Here is a 22,688-nt window from a genome sequence, read left to right as displayed (position 1 = left end):
TCCTGGGCCAATCCGCCTGCCTTTTGCGCCATTTCGTCGGCCGCGCGCCACATCACTCTGCCCGTCACGCGGCTCGCGCGCGAAACGCTTTTCTTCCCAGGAGGCGCCTGCCTTCAGCCGCCACGCGCGGCGCCCACGCGGTCCGCTACTTCATTCCACAGATGCATCGCGGCGTACGCGCGCCACGGCCGCCATGTGTCGGTGCGGGTGCGTTGCTGCGTGGGCCGCACGAGCGACGGATCGCGCGCGCAGATCGACTGCATCAGCACGAGATCCCATGCGGGCCACGCGTCGGCATCGCGCCACGCGCGCATGGCGACATACTCGACGGTCCACGGACCGATGCCGGGCAGCGCGAGCAGCGCGGCGCGCAGGCTGTCGGCGTCGGCCGTGTTGCTGTCGAGCGGCACGTCGCCGGTAGCGACCGCGTGCGCGAAGCCCTGCAACGCCGCTACACGTTTACCCGGCATGCCGATTTGCGCGAGATCCACGGCGGCCAACGCGGCGGGCGTCGGAAAGCGCCAAGCGGTGTTCTCATGCGGATGCCCCTCGATGCGCTCCCCGGCGCGCTGCACGAGTCTGCCGATGATAGTGGTCGCCGCCTTCACGCTGACCTGCTGCCCGACGATCGCGCGGACCACCAACTCGAAGCCCGACCACGCGCCCGGCACACGCAAGCCGGGCACGGCTTCGACCAGCGGCGCGAGCCACGGGTCCGTGGCGAGTTCGGCGCCGATCTTCTTAGGATCGGCCTGCAGGTCGAACATCTTGGCAATCGGCACGGCGAGCGCGTCGGCGTGAATGCTCACGGGCCCTTCGATGCTGGCGACAAGGCAGCGCTTGCGCGGATGCAGACTCACGCTCAGCGTGCCGCTGTCGCCGGCCCAATCGATCGCGCGACGGTACGCGCCGTCTTCCACCGCTTCGACGCCGGGCGTCGCGCGTCCGCCGAAGAAACGCAGCAGGCGCGGCCAGTCGAAGGGTGGTTTGAACGGCAATTCAAGGGTAGCAACTTCGTCAAGCGTACTCACGCGGCGTGGTCCAGTTTGGTGGTGGTTTCGGTGTCGTTGCCGACGTCTGCATGGGCGCGCTGGTTGCGTTCGCCTTTGACGCGCGAAAAGTCGCCGGCGTGTTGCGCCTCGTTGTCCAGCAGCGCGGCTTTGCGCGGCAAACCCCAACGATAGCCTGCCAGCGCTCCGCCCTTGGCCACCACTCGATGACAAGGAATCGCCAGCGCGACCGGGTTGGTCGCGCACGCGCTGGCCACCGCGCGTACGGCGCGCGGTGAGCCGACTGTTTCGGCGATCTCCGAATAGCTGCGCGTCTCGCCGTACGGGATGCGCCGTAACGCTTCCCAAACACGCTGCCGGAATGCCGTCGCGGCGATATCCAGCGGTAGATCGAAGTCCTGACGGGTGCCGCGCAGATAGGCGTCGATCTGCGCGATGAACGGCGCCAGGTGTTCGGTATCTTCCAACAGGCCGGCGTTGGCGAATTCGCCGCGCAGGTCGTCGGCGAGCATGGCTTTGTCGTCGCCGAAACCGATCTTGCAGATGCCCTTCTCCGTCGCCGCGACCAGGACGTAGCCGAGCGGCGTCGGCGCGCTGGCATAACGCACGGTGAGTCCGGCGCCCTTGCGGCGATACGCGGACGGCGCCATGCCGAGTTCGGCCGAGGCGCTGTCGTACATGCGCGACGGCGAGCCGAAGCCGGCGTCGAGCGTAGCACGGGTGACGTCCGAGCCGCTCTGGAGCGCGTCGCGCAACGCGGCGCCCCGTTGCGCGGCCTGATATTGGCGCGGCGACACACCCACCACCCGCTTGAACAGCCGTTGCAGATGGAACGGGCTGACGTGCACGGCGTCACTCAATTGCGCGAGCGTGAGGCGCTCTTGCGGGTCGGCGTCCAGCGCGGCACACGCACGATTGACGATTTCCAACTCGCGCGGCAGGCCGCCGGGCTGGCAGCGCTTGCAATCGCGAAAGCCCGCGGCGCGCGCGGCAGCGGCATCGGTAAAAAAAGCGACGTTCTCGCGGCGCGGCAGGCGCGAGGCGCACGACGGCCGGCAGAACACGCCGGTCGTTTTGACGCCGTAGAAGAACGCGCCGTCGGCTTGCGATTCGCGATGCGTGACGGCTTCCCAGCGCGCATCGTCGGAAGTCCAGTTGGTGGCGCCGGAGGCGGTATCGGTAGGTTTGCGGTTCATGATGGTCCCGAAGAGACGGTGTCGATGCTCACCAATGTAGGCCGCATGCCGACACACTACGCCCCGGTTCTTGCTCTGTCATTGCGCTTCTTCGTAGGCTCGAAGTCCCGCCAGGCATCCGTTTTGAGGAAAACTGCGACAATTTGGCACGATATCGGGTTTTCCCTTAAAAAGTTATTGCGTCGCACCAGGTGCATGTGTATATTAGTACTTGTCTCCTCCATGTCTCCTCCTGATATGGATTCAGCCCGCTCCACATAGAGCGGGCTTTTTTTCGTCCATACATGTCTGATCCGTCCCTCAAGACCGGTTTCACGACGCCGCACTCGCAGCGCTGCCCTTTCTTCTACACTGGCATTTCACCCGTTCTGCGAGCGAGCCAAGGGGCGTTTCACATGAAAATCCATATTCGCGAGATCGATCACGTTGTCATTCGGGCGACCAACGTCGAGGCCATGGCGCGTTTCTACTGCGACGTGCTCGGCTGCAGTGTCGAGAAAGAGCAACGCGATCTGGGCCTAACACAGTTGCGCGCGGGGCGCTCGCTGATCGACCTGTTGCAGGTCGGCGGCCGGCTCGACCATGCCGAAAACGGCGCGCCGGGCACGGGGCGGAATATGGATCACGTGTGTTTGCGCATCGATCCGTTCGACGCTGAAGCGCTCAAGGCGCATCTGGCCGAACACGGCGCGCGGCTGGGTGAACTCGGTCTGCGCTACGGCGCGGACGGCTACGGACAGTCGCTATATCTGTTCGACCCGGAAGGCAACATGGTCGAACTCAAGGGGCCGCCGGAAGCGGCTCGCGTGACGTCGCTCTAAGCGTTTGAAGCGGCAGGCGTCAGGCGTTGGCGGGCGCCTTCAACACCGTCCATTCGATTTTCACCGCATCGGCTTCGGCGCTACCGAGCCATGCTTCGCCGTCCTGTACGGTGCATTGCAGCCGCATGGTCCGCTCGGCCAGCGAGCCGAGGGCGGTGGCGACGTCTTCGCCGAGCGTCCACACCGTCACGTTGCGCATGCGTTCCACCTTGTTGCGCACGCCCTGCCACCAGATATCCGATGTGCGGCCGCCGTAGGCGATCACGATCACCTCGTTCGAGCGACCGCTCGCCTTGGCGATGCGCCGTTCATCCGGCTGGCCGACTTCGATCCACGTTTCGATCGCGCCGGTCAGATCCTTTTGCCAGAGGTCCGGTTCGTCCACGTCCGACAAACCTTTGCAGAATTCAAGGCGTTCCTGCGCGAACAGCGCGAACGCGGCGACGCGGACCATCATCCGTTCGTCGGTTTCAGAGGGATGGCGGGCGATCGTCAGCGAATGGTCGGCATAGTAGTGCCGGTCCATGTTGGCGATCTGCAGTTCCGCCTTGTAAATCGTCGATTTGAGAGCCATGCCGTTGCTAAACCAGGCGCTCGCTCCACCGGAGCGAACTGAAAAAGAGTCGTCGACGGCGCGTTGCCGTTTTCCGTGTTTGTTGTACATCTTCTGTTCCTCCCGCGCCGCCAGCCGGCTGTCATGACCACGGGAGAAGCATTTATCGCGCCACTGTCGGTTCGAAAGCGGTGCCGTAGACCTCGCCAGCGGCTTCCCGCAAGGCTTCGAGCACGACCGAGGCCGCCGGCGAAAGCAGGTGCGACTGGCGCGTGATGATACCGAATGTATCCATCCTGCACGGCAAATCGATCGGTAATCGCTTCAGAACGCCATACTGTTGGTATTGACGCGCCACTTCGTCGGGTAAAACCGCCAACATGTCGCTTTGGAGCAGCAAGCTCGAAATCGCCAGAAAATTGTTGGTATTGACCACGTTTTGCGGCGGATTCAGCCCGATTTGCGAAAACATCAGATCGAAACGATGGCGCAACACGCTGCCCGGCGGATGCAAAACCCAGCTGGCGTTGACGATTGCACGCAATGTCAAACCTGTCTCATTTTCGAGATGATGGCCGGGACGCGCCACCACGCACAGCGGTTCGTCGGCGAGCGGTTCGTAGCGGACTTCGGTCTTGAACTGGTTTTGCCGCTCCAACACGCGGCCGATCATGATGTCCAACTCGCCTTCCGCCAGCCGCGGCAGCATCACATCGGAGGTTTCGACCTCTGCCCAGATTTGCAGTTGCGGATAGCGTTCTTTCACGCTGGCGATCGCGCGCGGCACCATGGTCGCCGCGGCCGCGGCGATCACGCCGATCCGCACCTGTCCTGCCAGACCGGCGCGCAACGCCGAGATCTCGTCGTGTGCATGACTCAGATTCGACAGCACCATGCGCGCATGACGGATCATGACCTCGCCATACAGCGTGGCGTGCATGCCGTGCGGCGTGCGGTCGAACAGGCTCACTTCCAGCATGTCCTCGAGCTCTTTGAGCAGACGCGACGCGGCGGGCTGGGTCATGCCGAGCACGTCGGCGGCCCGCCGGACGTTGCCCTCCTCTTCCATGGCTGCGAGCAGCAGCAACTGCCGCGTCTTGAGCCGCGCCCGCACGAACCAGTTCGAGTAGCTACGCGTCATGGCTTGTCTCCAACCTGTTTTCTGTCGACCAGAGCGGGCGCTTTAGCGCCCTACTCTGGTCCCACGCAAGATGCTTGCTGATGAGGCGGCTCGAAGCCACGAACCGCGCACTCTGCCAAGGCGAGGCTCCATCATGCCATATCGAAATTGATATCGGGATAGCCTAAAAAGGGATTGGAAAGTTATTGGGGCGGCTCATACCATTCGTGGACTTTCTGAGCTTCCCCATGTGGCGCCTTTCCGTCGATGAACCGCGATCCGCTCGTCCCACTCGTTGCAAGTCCGTTCCGCCACTACATCAATGGCGGATGGGAGACGGGCGCGACCACGGGCGTCTCGCTCAATCCGTCGGACCTGGACGATCCGGTCGGCGAATATGTGCGAGCCGACGTGCGGCAGACGGACATGGCGATCGAAGCGGCGCACGCGGCCTTCCGCGAGTGGTCGCTGGGTTCGGCGCAGCGTCGCGCGGATGCACTCGACGCCATCGGCAGCGAGATACTCGCGCGCCGCGACGAACTCGGCCGGCTGCTGGCGCGTGAAGTCGGCAACACGCTGCCCGAGGCCTTGGTCGAGGCGACGCGTGCCGGGCAGATCTTCAAGTTGTTCGCGGCCGAAGCCATGCAGGCTTTCGCCGAACCCGTCGCGTCGGCGCGTGCCGGCGTCGAGATCGACGTGACGCGCGAACCGCTCGGCGTGGTCGGCATCATCGCGCCGTGGAGCGCGCCGCTGGCGATTGCCGCGGCGAAGATCGGCGCCGCGCTCGCACACGGCAACTGCGTCGTCTTCAAGCCGGCAGAATCGGTGCCGGCTTGCGCGGCGGCGCTGGCCTCGATTATCAGCCGCGCCGGTTTGCCCGCAGGCGTGTTCAATCTCGTGATGGGCAGCGGCCGGCAAGTCGGCGCGCGGATCGTCGCGCATCCGTTGACGGCGGCGATTAGCTTCACCGGCTCGGCGGAAACCGGCACACGCGTGCTGCAAGCCGCTGCCGCCCGCCAGGCGCGAGTGCAGCTAGAGATGGGCGGCAAGAATCCGTTCGTGGTTTTGGCCGACGCCGATCTCGACGGTGCCGTCGAGGCCGCCTTGATCGGCGCCTATGGCTCGACGGGCCAACGCAGCACCGCGGCGGCGCGTCTGATCGTCGAACGCGCGGTGTTCGAGCCGTTCGTGGACGCATTGCAGGCGAAGCTCGCCAAACTTTCGATCGATCACGCCTTGAAGCACGGCACGGACATGGGTCCCGTGGCCAACGCCGCGCAGTTGGAGCGCAATCTCGACTACGTGCGCATCGGTCAACAGGAAGGCGCGCAACTGCTGCACGGCGGCCGGCAACTGGAGCGCGCGACGCGCGGCTACTTTTTCGAACCGGCGCTCTTCATCGGCGAATCCGAACATCGTGTCGCGCGGGAGGAAATTTTCGGCCCGCTCGCCGTCGTGCTGCGCGCGGACGACTACGACCACGCGCTGCATCTCGCGAACGACACCGCATACGGTCTGTGCGCCGGCATCTGCACGCGCTCGCTCAATCGCGCGCGGCATTTTCGCCGTCATGTGCACAGCGGTCTCGTCACGATCAATCTGCCGACCACTGCCGTCGAGCATCACGCGCCCGGCAGCGGCCGTAAGGCGTCGGCCTACGGCGCCACGGACGCCGCCTTCTGGACCGCCGTGAAAACGGCGTACGTGGCGGGCTGATGGTGATGAGACCGCTTCACTTAACCGCGCACCTTAACGCTCATCCGCGTCCCGGCTGACGCCGCCGTGCATCACCCGCTGCAATCAAACGAAATCAATGCAGCCTTTCAACTTCAGGAGACAGATATGACCAGCAAGCTTCGCCGTTTGACGCTATCCGCGATGGCGGCCGCCGCCCTCGCCGCGCCCTTTGCCGCGCAACTTTCCGCACGTGCGGACCAGCCGCTCAAAGTCGGCTTCCTCGTGAAGATGCCGGAACAGGCATGGTTCATCAACGAACAGAAAGCCGCGAGCGCGCTCGGCCAGAAGGACGGCTTTGCGGTGGTGAACATCGGCACGCCGGACGGTGAAAAAGTGCTGGCCGCGATCGACAACCTCGGTGCACAAGGTGCCAAAGGCTTCGTGATCTGCGCACCGGACGTGCGTCTCGGACCGGCGATCCAGGCGCGGGCGAAGCGCTACAACATGAAGTTCGTCACCGTCGATGATCAACTGGTGGACTCCACCGGCAAGCCGCTGCCGAACGTGCCGCATCTGGGCATGTCCGCGTTCAAGATCGGCAATCAGGTCGGCACCGCGATCGCTGAAGAGATGAAACGCCGCGGCTGGAAGCCGGAAGAAGTCGGCGCGCTGCGCATTACGAATTACGAATTGCCGACCGCGAAACTGCGCACCGATGGCGCGACGCAATCGCTCATTGCCGGTGGCTTCAAGAAGGAAAACATTTTCGACGCCCCGCAAAAGACGACGGATGACGAAGGCGGTTTCAACGCGTCGTCGCCGGTACTCGCGCAGCATCCGAACATCAAGAAGTGGGTGATCTTCGCGCTCAACGAGGAAAGCGTGCTGGGCGGCGTACGCGCGACCGAGCAATTGCATATTCCGGCTGCGGACGTGATCGGTGTCGGCATCAACGGCGCGGGCGAAGCGTTCGCCGAATTCCAGAAGAAAGAACCGACTGGCTTCTACGGCACGATCGCCGTGAGCTCGACGATGCACGGCAAGGAAAGCACGGAGAACCTCGTCGAGTGGATCAAGGACGGCAAGCAGCCGCCCGCCGATACGCAGACCACCGGCAAGCTGATGGTGCGCGGCAACTGGCAGGACGTGCGTAAAGAACTCGGTATTTAAGCGCGATTCGAGTTTGCACGTTGCGGGCCGTCTCTCGCTCACGCGGGAGCGGCCCGCACAGGTTGTTCACCAGCTTGAGGTTTTTCGATGACGTCTTCACACACCGAGTCCCCCACCGCTGAAGCGGCGCCCTCGCCTGCGCTCGCGTCCACCGAGCCGTATCTGCGGCTCGACGGCATCACCGTGCGCTTTCCCGGCGTGCTCGCGCTCGACCAGGTGTCGCTCGAAGTGCGGCGCGGTGAAGTGCACGGCTTGATGGGCGAAAACGGCGCCGGCAAATCGACGCTGCTCAAGGTGTTGTCCGGCGTGAATCAACCCGCGGCGGGCACCTTGTCGCTCGATGGCGTCGAACAGCAGTTCACCACGACGAAGGCAGCGATCGCCGCGGGCGTGGCGATCATCTATCAGGAATTGCATCTGGTGCCGGAACTGACGGTCGCGGAAAACCTGATGCTCGGCGCTCTGCCGAATCGTTTCGGCATACTGGACGAAAAAGCGCTGGTAGCGCGCGCCGTGCGCGAGCTGGAACGGCTCGGCGAAAAGATCGATCCGTCGCAGCAAGTGAAGAATCTTTCGATCGGCCAGCGGCAAATGATCGAAATCGGCAAGGCGCTGATGCGCGATGCGCGCGTGATCGCGTTTGACGAACCGACCAGCTCACTGTCGTCGCGTGAGACGACGCAACTGTTCCGGATCATTCGCGCGTTGAGGGCCGAGGGTCGCGCGATCATCTACGTCACGCATCGAATGGATGAAGTCTACGAGCTGTGCGATCGCGTGACCGTGTTTCGCGACGGCCGCCGCATCGATACGTTCGAAGCAGGTGAAGGACTCGATCGCGATCGCTTGATCAGTTGCATGGTGGGCCGTTCGATCGCCGACGTGTACGGCTATCGCTCGCGCGATCTCGGCGACGTGCAACTCGACGTCAAGGAATTGATGGGGCGCGGCCTGCGCGAACCGGCTTCATTCGCGGCGCGCAAAGGCGAGATCGTCGGCTTCTTTGGACTCGTCGGCGCGGGTCGCTCCGAGTTGATGAAGCTCATCTACGGCGCGGTCAAACCGGCTTCCGGCGAGATCACGCTCAAAGGCAAGCGCGTGCACTTTGCCACACCGCGCGACGCCGTGCGCGCGGGCGTGGCGCTGTGTCCCGAAGATCGCAAGCAGGAAGGCATCGTCTCGATCGCCTCCGTATCGGACAACCTCAACATCAGTTGCCGCCGCCATTTCAGCCGCTTCAACGTGCTCAACGGCCGCAAGGAAGCGCAGACCGCCAAAGAGTTCATCGGCAAGCTCGCGATCAAGACGCGCAACGGCGAAACGCCGATCGGCACACTCTCCGGCGGCAATCAGCAGAAGGTGATTCTGTCGCGCTGGCTTGCCGAAGACATCGACGTGTTCCTGATGGACGAACCCACGCGCGGCATCGACGTCGGCGCGCGCAGCGAGATTTATGGGTTGCTGTACGGGCTCGCCGAAGCGGGCCGCACGGTGATCGTCGTGTCGAGCGATCTGGCCGAAGTGATCGGCGTGGCGGATCGCGTGATCGTGATGAAGGAAGGCCGCATCGTCGGCGATCTGCCCAAGGCGCAGGCCACGCCGGATGCGCTGATCAAGCTCGCCCTGCCCCGCTGACGCCGCCGCACATCCTCGACACCACGAAGGCAATTGAATCGAATCGCGCCATTGAAACGGAATACAAACCATGCATACACCCTCAACCGATTCCTCGACCCCAGCCGTCGCCTCAGCGGGCCTGAGCGCGCGTGCCGCGCGTACCTGGGACCTGATCAACAAGTCCGGCATCGTGATGGTGTTCGTGATTCTGTTCGCGGTTTTGTCGTTCACCGTGCCGGATTTTTTAAGCTCGCGAAACATCCAGGGCTTGCTGCTCTCCGTCACGCTGATCGGTTCGATCTCGGTGACGATGATGTTCGTTCTCGCGCTCGGCGAAGTGGATTTGTCGGTGGCGTCGATCGTCGCGTTCGCGGGTGTGGTGGCGTCCACGCTGATCACTGCGACCCATAGCGTGATGCTCGGCGTCGCGGCCGGCGTGCTCGCGGGTGGCGCGGTCGGACTCGTCAACGGCGTGCTGGTCGCGCGCTACAAGATCAACTCGCTGATCGTCACGCTCGCCATGATGGAAGTCGTGCGCGGCCTCGCCTACATCACCTCGAACGGCGACGCTGTGATGATCTCCGAAGAGCGTTTCTTCGACCTCGGCGGCGGCGCGTTCCTCGGCATTTCGTATCCGATCTGGAGCAACATCGTCGGCTTCGTGCTGTTCGGATTTCTGCTGAAGAAAACGGTGTTCGGCAAGAACGTGCTGGCCGTCGGCGGCAATAGCGAGGCGGCGTTGCTGGCTGGCTTGCCGGTGACGCGCATCAAGATCACAGTGTTCGTATTGCAGGGCCTCGTCACTGGGTTTGCAGGCGTGATGCTTGCGTCCCGTATGAGCCTGGGTGACCCGAAGACTTCTGTCGGCCTCGAACTCGGTGTGATCTCGGCGTGCGTGCTCGGCGGCGTCTCGCTTACGGGCGGCGTCGCGACGATTTCCGGCGTGCTGGTCGGCGTGCTGATCATGGGCTCGGTGCAGGACGCCATGAGCCTGCTGAACGTGCCGACCTTCTACCAATACCTCATTCGCGGCGGGATCCTGCTGTTGGCTGTGCTGTTCGATCAGTTCCGCCGCAGCAAACGCGTGCATTGACGCGCGCCCCCGCCCCATGTTTGCCAACAGGAGATTTCATGGCTGATTCGAATCAGACTAAAAAGCCGCTGCGCAGCCAGGCGTGGTTCGGCCTCAAGGACCGCGACGGTTTTCTGCATCGCTCGTGGATGAAAAACCAGGGCATTCCGCACGACGAATTCGACGGACGTCCGGTGATCGGCATCTGCAATACGTGGTCGGAACTGACGCCGTGTAATGCGCACTTCCGAGAACTCGCGGAATACGTGAAGAAAGGCGTGCATGAAGCGGGCGGCTTGCCGCTCGAGTTTCCGGTGATGTCGTTGGGCGAGACCAATCTGCGCCCTACCGCGATGCTGTTTCGCAACCTGGCCTCGATGGATGTCGAAGAGTCGATTCGCGGCAATCCGATGGACGGCGTGATTCTGCTTGTGGGTTGCGACAAGACCACGCCCGCGCTGCTGATGGGCGCGGCGTCGTGCAATCTGCCGGCGCTGGCCGTGTCCGGCGGCCCGATGCTCAATGGCCGGTTTCGAGGCAAGAACATCGGCTCCGGCACGGGTGTCTGGCAGATGTCCGAGGAAGTGCGCGCCGGCACGATGACGCAGGAAGAATTCACCGAAGCCGAGTCGTGCATGAACCGCTCGCGCGGTCACTGCATGACGATGGGCACGGCGTCGACGATGGCCTCGATGGTCGAATCGCTCGGCATGGGCTTGCCGCATAACGCGGCGATTCCCGCAGTCGATGCGCGCCGTCAGGTGCTCGCGCATCTCGCGGGCCGGCGCATCGTCGACATGGTTCGCGAGGATCTGACGATGGACAAGATCCTGACGCGCCAGGCCTTTGAAAACGCGATCCGTACGAATGCGGCGATCGGCGGGTCGACCAATGCGGTCGTTCATCTGATCGCGCTGGCCAAGCGCATTGGCGTGGAGTTATCGCTTGAAGATTGGGAACTGGGTTCGAACGTGCCGTGTCTCGTGAACCTGCAACCGTCGGGCGAATATCTGATGGAGGACTTTTACTACGCGGGCGGTTTGCCGGCCGTGTTGAAGCAACTTGGCGAACAGGGGCTCTTGCATAAAGAAGCGCTGACCGTGAACGGCAAGACGATCTGGGACAACGTGCGCAACGCACCGAATCACGACGAGAAAGTCATCACCACGTTCGCCGAGCCGTTCAAGCCGAAGGCCGGCATTGCTGTGCTCAAGGGCAACCTGGCGCCGAATGGCGCAGTGATCAAGCCGTCGGCGGCCACTGCGGCGTTGCTCAAGCATCGCGGTCGCGCGGTAGTCTTCGAGAACGTCGAAGAACTGCACGCCAAAGTCGATGACGATTCACTCGACATCGACGAGCATTGCATCATGGTGCTCAAAGGCGCGGGGCCGAAGGGTTATCCCGGTTTTGCGGAAGTCGGCAATATGCCGCTGCCAAAGAAGGTGCTTGAAAAAGGCATCACCGACATGGTCCGCATCTCGGACGGCCGCATGAGCGGGACGGCGTACGGCGCGGTGGTGTTGCACGTGTCACCGGAAGCGGCAGCGGGCGGGCCGCTCGCGTTCGTGCAGACCGGCGACATGATCGAACTCGATGTCGAAGCCCGCCGCCTGCATCTCGACGTTACCGACGAAGAACTTGCGCGCCGGCGCGCCGCATGGCAGGCGCCCGAGGCGCCCAAACGCGGCTACTACAAGCTCTATGTCGAACATGTGCTGCAAGCGGATCAGGGCGCGGATCTCGACTTCCTCGTTGGATCGAGCGGCGCGCCGGTGCCGCGCGATTCGCATTGATCGGCTCGTAGTGAGCTAACGGTTGTTCCCTGCGCTTTGCGAGAAGGCGTACTGCCGATGCGGATTCAGACAATCCGCATCGGCTTTTTTCTGTCCGTGTCAAAGCGAAGCTAACGCGCGCAAATAAAAACGGCCAAGCATTTTCATGCCCAGCCGATTTTTAACCCACAGGTTCACCACCTCCGACTTATTAAGTCAGAGGACGGACGCACAGGCGCGCAAAATCACATTCCGGCGTTTTCGCCGGAATGTCAGGGGTCAGCTTATTGCTTGATGAATCGATCGTTTGCCCAGAGGCCTTGCGTATCGCTATTACCCGAATTCACGAATTCAACGTCGTGACCGACCACGCGGACGACGCGGAAACTCGAGTTTTCCGGTGTCGAAACGCATTGATATCCGGAGAAGAATTCCTGCATCTTTTGCTGTTCACCGGCTTGCGCATGCTGGTCGGCGGCGTCGAGTTTATCCTTCGACAGGCAACCATAGGCATTAGCCTTGAACTGGATGGTTTGCTGCGGCTTGATCATGACGTCTTGCGCCTGAACAGTGGCGGCAGCCAATCCCGCAATGGCGAAAACAAGGGCGACTCGCATTTTCATATTTTCCTCCGGTGCGGGTGGATACTCAGGTTAGCTATGTATTTAACTTTAAGATTGAACCCGCACCTTGCACTGTAGGAGAATGCGAGAGAACGACAAGCACATCTTGTGTGCGGTCGCAACAGCGGCGAATTGTCGCACCGTCCATCGCACCTGCTTAATCGGTGAGCAATGGGTTAATTAGTCGTGATTGAAACGGATAACTAAAAGACGGGTAGGGCACGCCGCTTTAACCAGTAAAGCTTTGCGGCGCGCGTTCGCGTAAACGAGAGGCGACAATTAAGTGATTTGCTACATTTAATCGACGTACTTGGTGCATTGCACACAAAGTCATTCAACCGACTAAACTGAAATCACGAAATAACGGTGTGTTTGCAGAAGATAAATGGTGCCAGGTGTGAGGAGCGCTGCACACAGGGTCTGGCAAACGGCAGTCCTATGCGCACTCGCGGGGGTCAATCGACGTGACGATTGGCCTCGAAGAACTCGGACTGGAACATGCACATCCGCAAGGCGTTGTGATAGCTGCCATTGCCGAAAAATTCCTCGATCAGCTCGGCCTCGTGCCTGAAGCCGCACTTTTCGTAGACGTGGATTGCCGCCGTATTCGACTTGTCGACGATCAGATAGACCTTGCGCAGGTTCAGCACTGAAAACGCATAGTCCGTCGCGAGCTGCGTGGCGAGGGTTGCGTAGCCGCGGCCTTGTGCATGCGGCGCGATGATGATCTGAAATTCACCCCGTCGATGGATATAGTCCAGCTCGATCAGTTCGACTACGCCGACGGTCTGCCCCTCGTTGTCGATCGCCACGAAGCGCCGCTCGCGCAGGTCGTGCACGTGCTGGTCGTAAAGCTGGGTGAGTTCCGAGAAGGTTTCGTACGGCTCCTCGAACCAGTAACGCATGATTTTCGCGTTGTTGTTCACTTCATGGACGAAGCGCAGATCGGTGCGCTCGAGCGGGCGCAGGGTGAGTTCGCTGCTACGTTCGGTCGTCATTGGATTCCCCTTGAGAATTATTGGTTTGGATGCGCGCGTTCGATGCAGGCTCACGCGCTTTCCAGTTAGTCAGGGCGCGGTGCGGGGAGTTCTTGCAAGCTCTCGCGCCCGCACGGCGCTTTCTTGCGATAAACCAGGCGGCAGGCGGGTCCGGCGAGTAAAGGGCGTCGCGTTGTCGCAGGCCTGTGTTCGGCTCGCTCGTGGCGATTGTGAGGCGCGCGGCACGGTACGGGTACGCGCGGTGCTCTACAATGAAATCATGCTCCTGCAATCGGAGGCCACCGTGATCGAGAACTTGATATTGGGCGTCTTTCTGGTCATTCCGCTGCTGATCGTCGCATTTCTTTTCTCCGACGAATTGTGGCAGGAACACCGGCACCTGCACGACATGCGTCCGATGCCCGTGAAACCGCGCCGCATCGACTGGCGGCATCCGCTGCGCCGCTCGCGGCATCGTCTGTGACACGTTGCGTTTGCCAGCGGATTGCCTCTCCTGCGTGCTGCACTGCACGAATCGACCAACATGGCGGCCGATTGAGCAGGGGATTCGTGTGCAAGGGAGTTTGGTGGTCGTCTAAGCGTTGCCGCCGTGTGCCGACGCCGCATCACCATCATCGTCGTCCGCCGCCGCATCACGGCCGACACCGTACCATCGCCAGGAAATGAAAACCCGCCGCGTGCGGGTTTTTTAACGCGCGCCGTAAGCGCAGCGGTCAGGCCACGCGAAAGCGCGCCAATAAAAAAGCCTGCCGTTTCGGGCAGGCCAAAAGAGATCCACACTCAATGCCTTGTGGGTACAAGGCAAGTACCAGTCTAGCCGCGCGGCACGCACCGCTGGTTTCAGCGGCTTTTACACTTATTACGGCGCATGACGGAGCGCAGAACCGCGCCACGCGCCGCGTCAGTCGGCACGCCAATGCGAGCGAATGCGTTTGGCGAGCGCTTCGAGCGTGTCCGCGTCGGCAACATCGCGCGCATGCATGCGCAGCGGCTGGCCTTCCCAGCGCGGGATCACGTGAAAATGCACATGCGGCACCGTTTGTCCCGCAGCGGCACCATTGAATTGGCCAATGAACACGCCGTCCGGCCGCAATGCGGCGCGGACCGCAATCGCGAGCTTCTGCGTCATGCGCATGCACGCCACCGTCGAAGCATCCGACAATTCAAAAATCTCCGCGGCGGCTTCCTTCGGCACCACCAGCAGATGGCCGTCCGCTTGCGGCATGAGGTCCATGAAGGCGAGGGCGGCATCGGTTTCGGCCACCTTGATGCAGGGTAGTTCGCCACGCAGAATCCTTGCGAAGGGATTGCTGTCGTCGTAGTTCATCGCGTTCCTCTCATGGTGGAAGGTCATATCGGGCAAAGCGCTGTTGCCGATATTGTCCATCACATGTGTTACATCACGCGCGCCGCGCGTTTGATCGCTTGCGGCGGCTGACCGTACGCGCGCAGAAAGGCGCGCCGCATCCGTTCGGTATCGACGAAACCGGTTTCCGCCGCGACCGCCTCCATAGAATGGCGGCCCGCTTCCAGCATGGCGCGCGCGGCTTCGACGCGCAATGCCTCGATGGCTTTGGCCGGCGATTGACGGGTTTCGTCGCGAAACGCGCGGCTGAACTGGCGCGGGCTGAGATGCGCGACGTCGGCGAGCTGTTCGACCGTCAACGGCTCGCGCAGATGGCTTTTGGCGTAAGAGAGCGCGTTCTGGATGCGGTCGGATTTCGGCTCCAGGTCCAGCATGGCCGAGAACTGCGACTGGCCGCCGGTGCGGCGGTGATACACCACGAGCTTCTTGGCGATCGCGCGCGACACCTCCACGCCGAGATCGTTTTCAACGAGCGCCAGACACAGATCGATGCACGCCGTCATGCCGGCCGACGTCCACACCGACCCGTCGATGATAAAGATGCGGTCCTCGTCCACGCGCGTTTGCGGAAAGCGCCGCTGCAGATCGCGAGCGTGAATCCAATGGGTCGTGGCGTGGCGGCCGTCGAGAATCCCGGCCTCGGCCAGCACGAACGCGCCGGTGCAGATGCTGGCGGTGCGTCGCGACGCGGCGAGCGCCTCGCTCAGAAACGCCAGCAATCCCGGCGACGACGGCGCGATCTGCATCGCGCCAGTGACCACCACGGTGTCGTACGCCGGATCGTCGAACGGGCGGGTGGCGATCTCCACGCCCGCCGAGCTGCGCACCATGCCGCCGTGCTCGGAAATGACCTCCACGTCGTACTCAGGCTGGCCGGCCTCCAGGTTGGCCAGCTCGAAGATCGAGACCGCGACCATATCGAGGATCTGGAAGCCGGGAAAAACCACCACGCCGACGTGTCTCATTGCGATGTCCTAAAACGAGGTAAATACGACATTTGAGACAACAGGCTACGCGCCTAGACTTGCCTCGTCAACACCGCAATACCGCAAACAACGGCGCGGTGGCGGAGGTTTTCCGGTTTTCCCATTCATTCATCGGACAGGGCACAGGCGCCAGGCGCCACGCCCGCAAGGAGAGATTCAAATGGCAACGCAAGCAGGCAAAGGAACGGCATTGGTGACGGGCGCATCGTCGGGGATCGGCGCAGTGTATGCGGACCGCCTTGCGCGGCGCGGCTACGACCTGATTCTGGTGGCGCGCGACGTCGAGCGGCTGAACAGTCTGGCCGATCGTCTGAAGACGGAAACCGGCCGCCATGTCGAGACGATCGGCGCGGACCTCACCGTCAAAGCCGACGTGCGCCGCATCGAAGAACGGCTGCGCGCGGACCGTGGCATCACGATGCTGGTCAACAACGCGGGCGTCGGCGCGACCGCCTCGCTGATCGACTCGAACGTGGACGAGCTCGAAAAAATGATCGACCTGAACGTGACCGCGCTCACGCGTCTGACGGCAGCGGTCGTGCCGGGCCTGGTGGAGCGGGGCAACGGCATCGTGATCAATATTTCGTCGATCGTGGCGCTGTCGCCGGAAACGTTGAACGGCACTTACAGCGGCACCAAGGCCTACGTGCTCAACCTGACGCAGTCGCTGCATCACGAAGTGGGCGGCAAGGGTGTGCAGTTACAGGCGGTTTTGCCGGGCGCGACCAGCACCGCATTCTGGGACCGCGCGGGCCTCGCGGTCGAACATCTGCCGCAACAGATCGTGATGACCGCCGAAGACATGGTGGACGCCGCGCTCGCCGGCCTCGACCAGGGCGAACTGGTGACGATTCCGTCGTTGCCGGATGCGGCGGACTGGGAGCGCTTCAACAGCGCACGTCAGCAACTGCAGCCGAACCTGTCGCACAAGCTGCCGGCCGCGCGCTACACGAGCCGCGCCGCCACGGCATAAAGCCGAGCGGTCGGAAAGCCTTAGCGCCAGTCAGTCGACACGTCGTCGGGATCGACCAGCGTCAATCCCGACGACGGCAGCGGCAGCGCCGTCTTGTAACGCACCTGCTTGAGCGCAAAGCTCGAGCGAATATTGGAGATGCCCGGAATCTTCGTCAGATGATCGACGATGAAGCGCTCCAGCGTCTGCATATCCGGCATCACCACGCGCAGCAGATAGTCGGCGTCGCCCGTCATCAGGTAGCACTCCATCACCTCGGGACGCTCCGAGATCGCCTGTTCGAAGCGCAGCAGCGCGTCTTCCACCTGCTTTTCCAGACTCACCTGAATGAACACGTTGATGCGCAGCCCGAGCGGCTCCGGGTTCAGCAACGTGACCTGCTGCTTGAACAGACCGAGCTTTTCGAGCGCCCGCACGCGGTTGAAGCACGGCGTGGGCGACAGGTTCACCGAGCGCGCCAGATCCGCATTGGTGATGCGCGCGTTCTGTTGCAACTGGCTCAGGATGCCGATGTCGATGCGGTCGAGCCGCCTGGGTGGCGTGGTCATAGATGAAATATTCCATCGTAATGGCGAAATTCGGAATAAATAGCCTATCGCAGTGCGGGATCACAAGCAAATGAGACGCTCATTTTGTCGACACATGGTTACCATTAACTCACTCGATCTTGAACCGAACGCGTCGATGCGGGAGTGGTGCCATGACGGATTTGTCCAGCGGTAGCGAGCAGTTGAAGTCGTTGAATGCGCAGCGTGTTGAAAGCGCGGAGCAGGCGGACACCGATCCGCAGGAAACCGCCGAGTGGCTGGAAGCGCTCGACGCGGTCGTCGCGCATGTCGGCCGCGACCGCGCGCAGTTTCTGTTCGACAAACTTGCGAGCCATGCGCTTTCGCTGGGTGTTGAATCGGCGCGCACCAACGTGACGCCGTACCAGAACACGATCCCGTTCGAGCAACAGCCGCGCTATCCGGGCAATCTCGAACTCGAAGAACGGCTCGCCGCCGCGCTGCGCTGGAATGCGCTCGCGATGGTGGTGCGCGCGAACCAGGCCTACGGCGAACTCGGCGGGCATATTGCGAGTTACGCGTCGGCGGCGGATCTGTTCGAGGTCGGCTTCAACCATTTTTTTCGCGCGGCCGCGCCTGGCGGGGAAGAGGGCACGGGCGACCTCGTGTACTTCCAGCCGCATTCGTCGCCGGGTGTTTATGCGCGGGCTTATCTCGAAGGCTTTCTCTCGGAGGAAAACCTCCAGCACTACCGTCGCGAGATCGGCGGACCGGGCTTGTGCTCGTATCCGCATCCGTGGCTGATGCCGGACTTCTGGCAGTTCCCGACCGGCTCGATGGGCATCGGCCCGATCAACGCGATTTATCAAGCGCGTTTCATGCGCTACCTGGCCAATCGCGGCCTCGTGCAAACAGAAGGCCGCAAGGTATGGGGCTTTTTCGGCGACGGCGAAATGGATGAGCCGGAATCGACCGGCGCGCTTTCGCTGGCCGCGCGCGAGGGGCTCGACAACCTCGTGTTCGTGATCAACTGCAATCTGCAGCGGCTCGACGGTCCGGTGCGCAGCAACGGCCGCATCATCGATGAACTGGAAGCGCACTTCATCGGCGCCGGCTGGAATGTGATCAAAGTAGTGTGGGGCTCGGACTGGGACGCGCTGTTTTCGCGCGATCGCACCGGCGCCTTGCTGCGCGCGTTCGCGCATACCGTGGACGGCCAGTTCCAGACCTTCTCGGCGAACGACGGCGCCTATAACCGCGAACGCTTCTTCGGCCAGAACCCGGAGCTTGCCGCGCTCGCCGCCCAATTGAGCGATGACGACATCGACCGCCTGCGCCGCGGCGGCCACGACGTGCGCAAACTGCACGCGGCCTACGCGAAGGCGCTCGACCATCGCGGCCAGCCGACGGTGATTCTCGCGAAGACGATGAAGGGCTTCGGCATGGGCACCTCGGGCCAGGGCCGCATGACCACGCATCAGCAAAAGAAACTTGGCTTCGACGACCTCAAGGCGTTTCGCGATCGCTTCCGCCTGCCGCTCACGGACGAGGACGTCGAACAGGTGAAGTTCTACAAACCCGCGGAAGACAGCCCGGAAATGCAATACCTGCATGCACGCCGGGCGGCTCTCGGAGGCTATCTGCCCAGAAGGCGGAGAGTTGCATCGAAGGGGCTGACCGTCCCGCCGGTGTCCTCCTGGGGCCAATTCGCGCTGGACGCGAATGACCGCGAGATGTCCACGACAATGGCGCTGGTCCGCATGCTGACCGCGTTGCTCAAGGAAGGGGAAGTGGGCCCGCGCGTGGTGCCGATCGTCGCCGACGAGGCGCGCACCTTCGGCATGGCGAATATGTTCCGCCAGGTCGGTATCTATTCGCCGCTCGGGCAGTTGTACGAGCCGGAAGATCTCGGCTCGATGCTTTACTACCGTGAGGATACGAAAGGCCAGATTCTGGAAGAGGGCATTTCGGAAGCCGGCGCGGTGTCGTCATGGATCGCGGCGGCGACGTCGTACAGCGTGCACGATCTGCCGATGCTGCCGTTCTACATCTACTACTCGATGTTCGGCTTCCAGCGCATCGGTGATCTGATCTGGGCTGCGGCGGATCAACGTGCGCGTGGTTTCCTGATCGGCGCGACCTCGGGCAAGACGACGCTCGGCGGCGAGGGGTTGCAGCATCAGGACGGCTCGAGCCATCTGGCGGCATCGACGATTCCGAACTGCCGCGCTTACGACCCGGCGTTCGCGTACGAGGTTGCCGCGATCGTCGACGAGGGTATGCGGGAGATGGTCGAGCAGCAGCGCGACGTGTTCTATTACGTCACGGTGATGAACGAGAACTACGCGCAGCCTTCGGTGCCGGGCGGCGACTTGCCGGCGTTGCGCGAAGGGATTCTCAAGGGCATTTATCCGCTGGCGGCGCAAGCTCAGGGGCAGGCGAGCACGCAAGCTCGGGTGCAATTGCTCGGCGCGGGTGCGATTCTCGGTGAAGTCATTGCGGCTCAGCAGATGTTGAAGGACGACTGGCGCATCGACGCTGCGGTCTGGAGCGTGACGAGCTTCACCGAGTTGCAGCGCGACGGCATGGCGGCAGAACGGCTCGCGCGTCTTGGCGAAGCGACTTCGGCGCCGTACGTCACGCAAACGCTCGAAGCGTCGCAAGGCCCGGTCATCGCCGCCACGGATTATGTTCGTGCCGTGCCCGAACTGATTCGCGCATACGTGCCACGCCGTTATGTGACGCTCGGTACCGACGGTTTCGGCCGCAGCGACACGCGTCAGGCGTTGCGTGAATTCTTCGAAGTGGACCGCAAGGCGATCGTGATCGCCGCGCTGAAGGCGCTGGCCGACGAGGGCGCCATCGACGCAAGCGTGCTTGTTGAAGCACGCAGCAAGTACCTCGGCGACGCAGCGGTCGGCGCGGCGTCCTGGCAATGCTAGAAAAGCGCATGCGTTAGAAACCGACTAACAGCAGTGCTACTGCTATCGCTGCAAATGAAAACGCGCCCTGCAAACGGGCGCGCTTTCATTGCACGGTGGTAGAACCACATCCGCAACGATCAATCGCTGACCGCCACCTGATTCTTCCCATCCCGCTTCGCTCGATACAAGCCGACGTCAGCCGCTTCGATCAGCTTCGTTACCGGCTCCGCGGCCGAAGGCACGAGCGTCGCCGCGCCGATGCTGATCGTCACGCCGCCGGTCGCGGAGCCCGCATGCGGAATCGCCAGCCCTTCGATTGCAATGCGGATCTTTTCCGCGAGTAGACGCAAGCCGCCCGCCGACGTGCCCGGCACCACCACCGCGAACTCTTCGCCACCGAAGCGCGCCGCAAGATCGGCCGAGCGTCCGAGGCACGACTCGACGGTTTGCGCGACCCGCTTGAGCACTTCGTCGCCGGCGACGTGCCCGTAGGTATCGTTGTACGCCTTGAAGTTATCCACATCGATCATCAGAAAGCCGAGGCCGGTCTTGTCGCGCGTGCTGCGACGCCATTCGGCGGCCAGATATTGATCGAGGTAGCGGCGATTCGACAGGCCCGTCAGGCCGTCCGAATGCGTGAGCCGCTGCAACTCCAGATTCGTCGCGAGCAATTGCTGCTGCGATTGGCGCAGCGCCTTGTAGGCCTCGTCGCGTTGAATCAGGTTCAGATACGAGCGCGAGTGATAGCGGATGCGCGCGATCAACTCGATGCGGTCCGGCAGCTTCACCAGATAATCGTTGGCACCGGCGGCGAAGGCCGCGCTTTTCACGAGCGGCTCTTCCTTGGTCGACAGCACGATGATCGGAATGTCGCGCGTCGCCGGATTCTGCCTATATTGGCGCACGAGGGTGAGACCGTCCGTGCCCGGCATCACGAGGTCTTGAAGGATCACCGTCGCACGCGTTTCCGCGGCGCAGCGCAGCGCGTCTTCAGGCGACGCGCAGTAGTGAAAGTCGACGCTCGCTTCGTCGGCCAGCGCCTGGCGAATCGCCTCGGCGATGATCGCCTGGTCGTCGACCAGCAACACCATGATCGGGCACTCCGCCGCGGGCGGATTGCCGAGGATGCGCGCCAAAGCGTCATCGATCGCGAGATTGGGAGCGTCCGCCGCGTCCGACGCGAAATCCTGCGCGGCGGTGTTCTGATGCGGTTTAGGAGTGTCCATTTTGTTCAGCCAGAATGAATGTGAGTGAATCGAAGCGGCTCATAGGCGGCGAGTGAGCGGCTAGCGCGCATTGACCGCCGTTGCGAGCGCGGCGGCAATGCGCGGCAACGGCAGGATCGCGGCGGCGGCGTCGAGCGCCGCGGCCGCTTTCGGCATGCCGTACACGGCGCTGGTCGCCTCATCCTGCGCGATCGTGTGATAGCCCTTGGTGCGCATCGCCTTGAGGCCGATCGCGCCGTCGCGGCCCATGCCGGTGAGCAGCACGCCGACCGCGCGCGCCGGCCAGCGCGCCACCACGCTGTGAAAAAACACGTCGACGGAAGGCCGGTAAGGCGTCTCTTCCGGCACGGGCGTGTAGCCGAGCACGTTGGGCAATTTCAGATGCAGATGATCGTCGGTGGCGGCGAGCAACGCGACGCCCGCTTGCGGCCGGTCGCCTTCGCGGGCGATTCGCACGGGCAACGCCGATTGCTGGTTCAGCCAGTCCGCCATGCCGGCGGCGAACGCCGCATCGACGTGCTGTACGATGACGATGGCCGCCGCAAAATCTTTCGGCAGGCCGGCGAGCAGCGTGGCGAGCGCCGCCGGTCCGCCCGCCGATGCGCCGATCGCCACTAGCGGCGTGTCGCGGTTCGTCAAGCAGGCGGGCGTTGCCGCGGCCGCCGTGCCGGGCGCATTGCGTTCCTTGACGAGCGCCGCGATGCGGTCGATCTTCGCGATCAGCGTGGCGATGCTCTTGTGCGCATCGGGACCGTTCAGCGAGGGCGTATCGACGGCGTCGAGCGCGCCCGCCCCCATCGCTTCATAAACGCGCCACGCGTTCGCGCCCACATCGACGGTAACGATCAGGATCGCGCAGGGCGCGCGCGCCATGATGCGGCGCGTGGCCTCGATCCCGTCGACGTTCGGCATCACCAGATCCATCAGCACGATGTCTGGCCGTTGCGCGGTGCAGAAATCGACCGCCTGCTGGCCGTCCTGCGCGATCCACAGCACCTCGAAGTCGTGGCGCGCCGCGAGCGCTCGACGCAGCGCCTCCACGGCGAGCGGCATGTCGTTGACGATTCCGATTTTCATC

At 63.0% G+C, this 22,688-nt stretch carries 20 protein-coding genes; 9 read left to right on the top strand and 11 right to left on the bottom strand.

What is annotated here, in order from left to right:
* Positions 1–113: 113 nt before the first annotated feature.
* Both ACQKRQ_RS11070 and ada read right to left on the bottom strand, forming a co-directional pair.
* Entirely contained in the window at positions 114–1,031 is a 918-nt protein-coding gene (locus ACQKRQ_RS11070) for a DNA-3-methyladenine glycosylase family protein (RefSeq protein ID WP_427476901.1), read from the bottom strand.
* Positions 1,028–2,206 (bottom strand): bifunctional DNA-binding transcriptional regulator/O6-methylguanine-DNA methyltransferase Ada, encoded by a 1,179-nt coding sequence (gene ada / locus ACQKRQ_RS11065; protein WP_427476899.1) that lies wholly within the window; start codon positions 2,204–2,206, stop codon positions 1,028–1,030. Before ada ends, ACQKRQ_RS11070 begins: the two co-directional genes overlap by 4 nt.
* A gap of 395 nt (positions 2,207–2,601) precedes the next feature.
* Between ada and ACQKRQ_RS11060 the strand changes: the two genes are divergently transcribed.
* Positions 2,602–3,027, top strand: coding sequence for a VOC family protein (locus ACQKRQ_RS11060; RefSeq protein ID WP_132376482.1), 426 nt, complete (start codon positions 2,602–2,604; stop codon positions 3,025–3,027).
* 19 nt (positions 3,028–3,046) lie between these two features.
* Here ACQKRQ_RS11060 and ACQKRQ_RS11055 read toward each other — a convergent pair whose 3' ends face one another.
* The gene (locus tag ACQKRQ_RS11055; protein WP_132376481.1) at positions 3,047–3,601 is read right to left on the bottom strand and encodes a YaeQ family protein; all 555 of its coding nucleotides are present in this window, start codon (positions 3,599–3,601) and stop codon (positions 3,047–3,049) included.
* A gap of 142 nt (positions 3,602–3,743) precedes the next feature.
* On the bottom strand, positions 3,744–4,721 hold the full coding sequence (locus ACQKRQ_RS11050) for a LysR family transcriptional regulator (RefSeq protein ID WP_342960427.1): 978 nt from the start codon (positions 4,719–4,721) through the stop codon (positions 3,744–3,746).
* A 246-nt stretch (positions 4,722–4,967) separates the two neighbouring features.
* On the opposite strand from ACQKRQ_RS11050, the gene ACQKRQ_RS11045 reads away from it, so the two are divergent.
* The 5 genes from ACQKRQ_RS11045 (at position 4,968) to ACQKRQ_RS11025 (ending at position 12,029) form a co-directional block, all read left to right on the top strand.
* A complete protein-coding gene (locus tag ACQKRQ_RS11045) occupies positions 4,968–6,416 on the top strand; it encodes an aldehyde dehydrogenase family protein (protein ID WP_427476897.1) in 1,449 nt (482 codons plus the stop codon).
* Positions 6,417–6,542: 126 nt separating this feature from the next.
* Positions 6,543–7,547 (top strand): arabinose ABC transporter substrate-binding protein, encoded by a 1,005-nt coding sequence (locus ACQKRQ_RS11040; RefSeq protein WP_427476895.1) that lies wholly within the window; start codon positions 6,543–6,545, stop codon positions 7,545–7,547.
* Positions 7,548–7,634: 87 nt separating this feature from the next.
* The gene (gene araG / locus ACQKRQ_RS11035) at positions 7,635–9,182 is read left to right on the top strand and encodes an L-arabinose ABC transporter ATP-binding protein AraG (protein ID WP_427476894.1); all 1,548 of its coding nucleotides are present in this window, start codon (positions 7,635–7,637) and stop codon (positions 9,180–9,182) included.
* A 70-nt stretch (positions 9,183–9,252) separates the two neighbouring features.
* A complete protein-coding gene (gene araH, locus ACQKRQ_RS11030) occupies positions 9,253–10,257 on the top strand; it encodes an L-arabinose ABC transporter permease AraH (RefSeq protein ID WP_132376477.1) in 1,005 nt (334 codons plus the stop codon).
* 38 nt (positions 10,258–10,295) lie between these two features.
* A complete protein-coding gene (locus tag ACQKRQ_RS11025) occupies positions 10,296–12,029 on the top strand; it encodes an IlvD/Edd family dehydratase (protein WP_427476892.1) in 1,734 nt (577 codons plus the stop codon).
* Between the two features lie 263 nt (positions 12,030–12,292).
* Here ACQKRQ_RS11025 and sap1 read toward each other — a convergent pair whose 3' ends face one another.
* Together sap1 and speG are read right to left on the bottom strand one after the other, a co-directional pair.
* Entirely contained in the window at positions 12,293–12,631 is a 339-nt protein-coding gene (gene sap1, locus ACQKRQ_RS11020) for a surface attachment protein Sap1 (RefSeq protein ID WP_132376475.1), read from the bottom strand.
* Between the two features lie 455 nt (positions 12,632–13,086).
* Positions 13,087–13,629 (bottom strand): spermidine N1-acetyltransferase, encoded by a 543-nt coding sequence (gene speG, locus ACQKRQ_RS11015; RefSeq protein ID WP_132376474.1) that lies wholly within the window; start codon positions 13,627–13,629, stop codon positions 13,087–13,089.
* 10 nt (positions 13,630–13,639) lie between these two features.
* On the opposite strand from speG, the gene ACQKRQ_RS11010 reads away from it, so the two are divergent.
* Entirely contained in the window at positions 13,640–14,092 is a 453-nt protein-coding gene (locus tag ACQKRQ_RS11010) for a hypothetical protein (RefSeq protein ID WP_427476889.1), read from the top strand.
* Between the two features lie 438 nt (positions 14,093–14,530).
* Here ACQKRQ_RS11010 and ACQKRQ_RS11005 read toward each other — a convergent pair whose 3' ends face one another.
* Together ACQKRQ_RS11005 and ACQKRQ_RS11000 are read right to left on the bottom strand one after the other, a co-directional pair.
* Positions 14,531–14,956, bottom strand: coding sequence for an HIT family protein (locus tag ACQKRQ_RS11005; RefSeq protein WP_106284957.1), 426 nt, complete (start codon positions 14,954–14,956; stop codon positions 14,531–14,533).
* A 68-nt stretch (positions 14,957–15,024) separates the two neighbouring features.
* Positions 15,025–15,960 (bottom strand): GlxA family transcriptional regulator, encoded by a 936-nt coding sequence (locus ACQKRQ_RS11000; RefSeq protein WP_427476886.1) that lies wholly within the window; start codon positions 15,958–15,960, stop codon positions 15,025–15,027.
* A 181-nt stretch (positions 15,961–16,141) separates the two neighbouring features.
* Here ACQKRQ_RS11000 and ACQKRQ_RS10995 point away from each other — a divergent pair, with 181 nt between their 5' ends.
* Positions 16,142–16,954 carry an SDR family NAD(P)-dependent oxidoreductase gene (locus ACQKRQ_RS10995; protein WP_427476884.1) on the top strand — a complete coding sequence of 271 codons (813 nt, stop codon included), beginning with the start codon at positions 16,142–16,144 and terminating at the stop codon, positions 16,952–16,954.
* Positions 16,955–16,974: 20 nt separating this feature from the next.
* On the opposite strand, the gene ACQKRQ_RS10990 is transcribed toward ACQKRQ_RS10995, so the two are convergent.
* The gene (locus ACQKRQ_RS10990) at positions 16,975–17,502 is read right to left on the bottom strand and encodes an Lrp/AsnC family transcriptional regulator (protein WP_132376471.1); all 528 of its coding nucleotides are present in this window, start codon (positions 17,500–17,502) and stop codon (positions 16,975–16,977) included.
* Between the two features lie 152 nt (positions 17,503–17,654).
* On the opposite strand from ACQKRQ_RS10990, the gene mdeB reads away from it, so the two are divergent.
* Positions 17,655–20,402 (top strand): alpha-ketoglutarate dehydrogenase, encoded by a 2,748-nt coding sequence (gene mdeB, locus ACQKRQ_RS10985; RefSeq protein ID WP_427476882.1) that lies wholly within the window; start codon positions 17,655–17,657, stop codon positions 20,400–20,402.
* A gap of 119 nt (positions 20,403–20,521) precedes the next feature.
* Here the strand turns inward: mdeB and ACQKRQ_RS10980 are convergent, their stop codons facing one another.
* Positions 20,522–21,610 carry a diguanylate cyclase gene (locus ACQKRQ_RS10980; protein ID WP_408176303.1) on the bottom strand — a complete coding sequence of 363 codons (1,089 nt, stop codon included), beginning with the start codon at positions 21,608–21,610 and terminating at the stop codon, positions 20,522–20,524.
* Between the two features lie 60 nt (positions 21,611–21,670).
* The gene (locus ACQKRQ_RS10975; protein ID WP_427476880.1) at positions 21,671–22,687 is read right to left on the bottom strand and encodes a chemotaxis response regulator protein-glutamate methylesterase; all 1,017 of its coding nucleotides are present in this window, start codon (positions 22,685–22,687) and stop codon (positions 21,671–21,673) included.
* Between the last annotated feature and the right edge of the window lies 1 nt (position 22,688).

This window comes from Paraburkholderia sp. NPDC080076 (genome assembly GCF_050281145.1).
In the GTDB taxonomy this organism is placed as follows: domain Bacteria; phylum Pseudomonadota; class Gammaproteobacteria; order Burkholderiales; family Burkholderiaceae; genus Paraburkholderia.
This window is presented reverse-complemented; position numbering and strand designations above follow the sequence as displayed.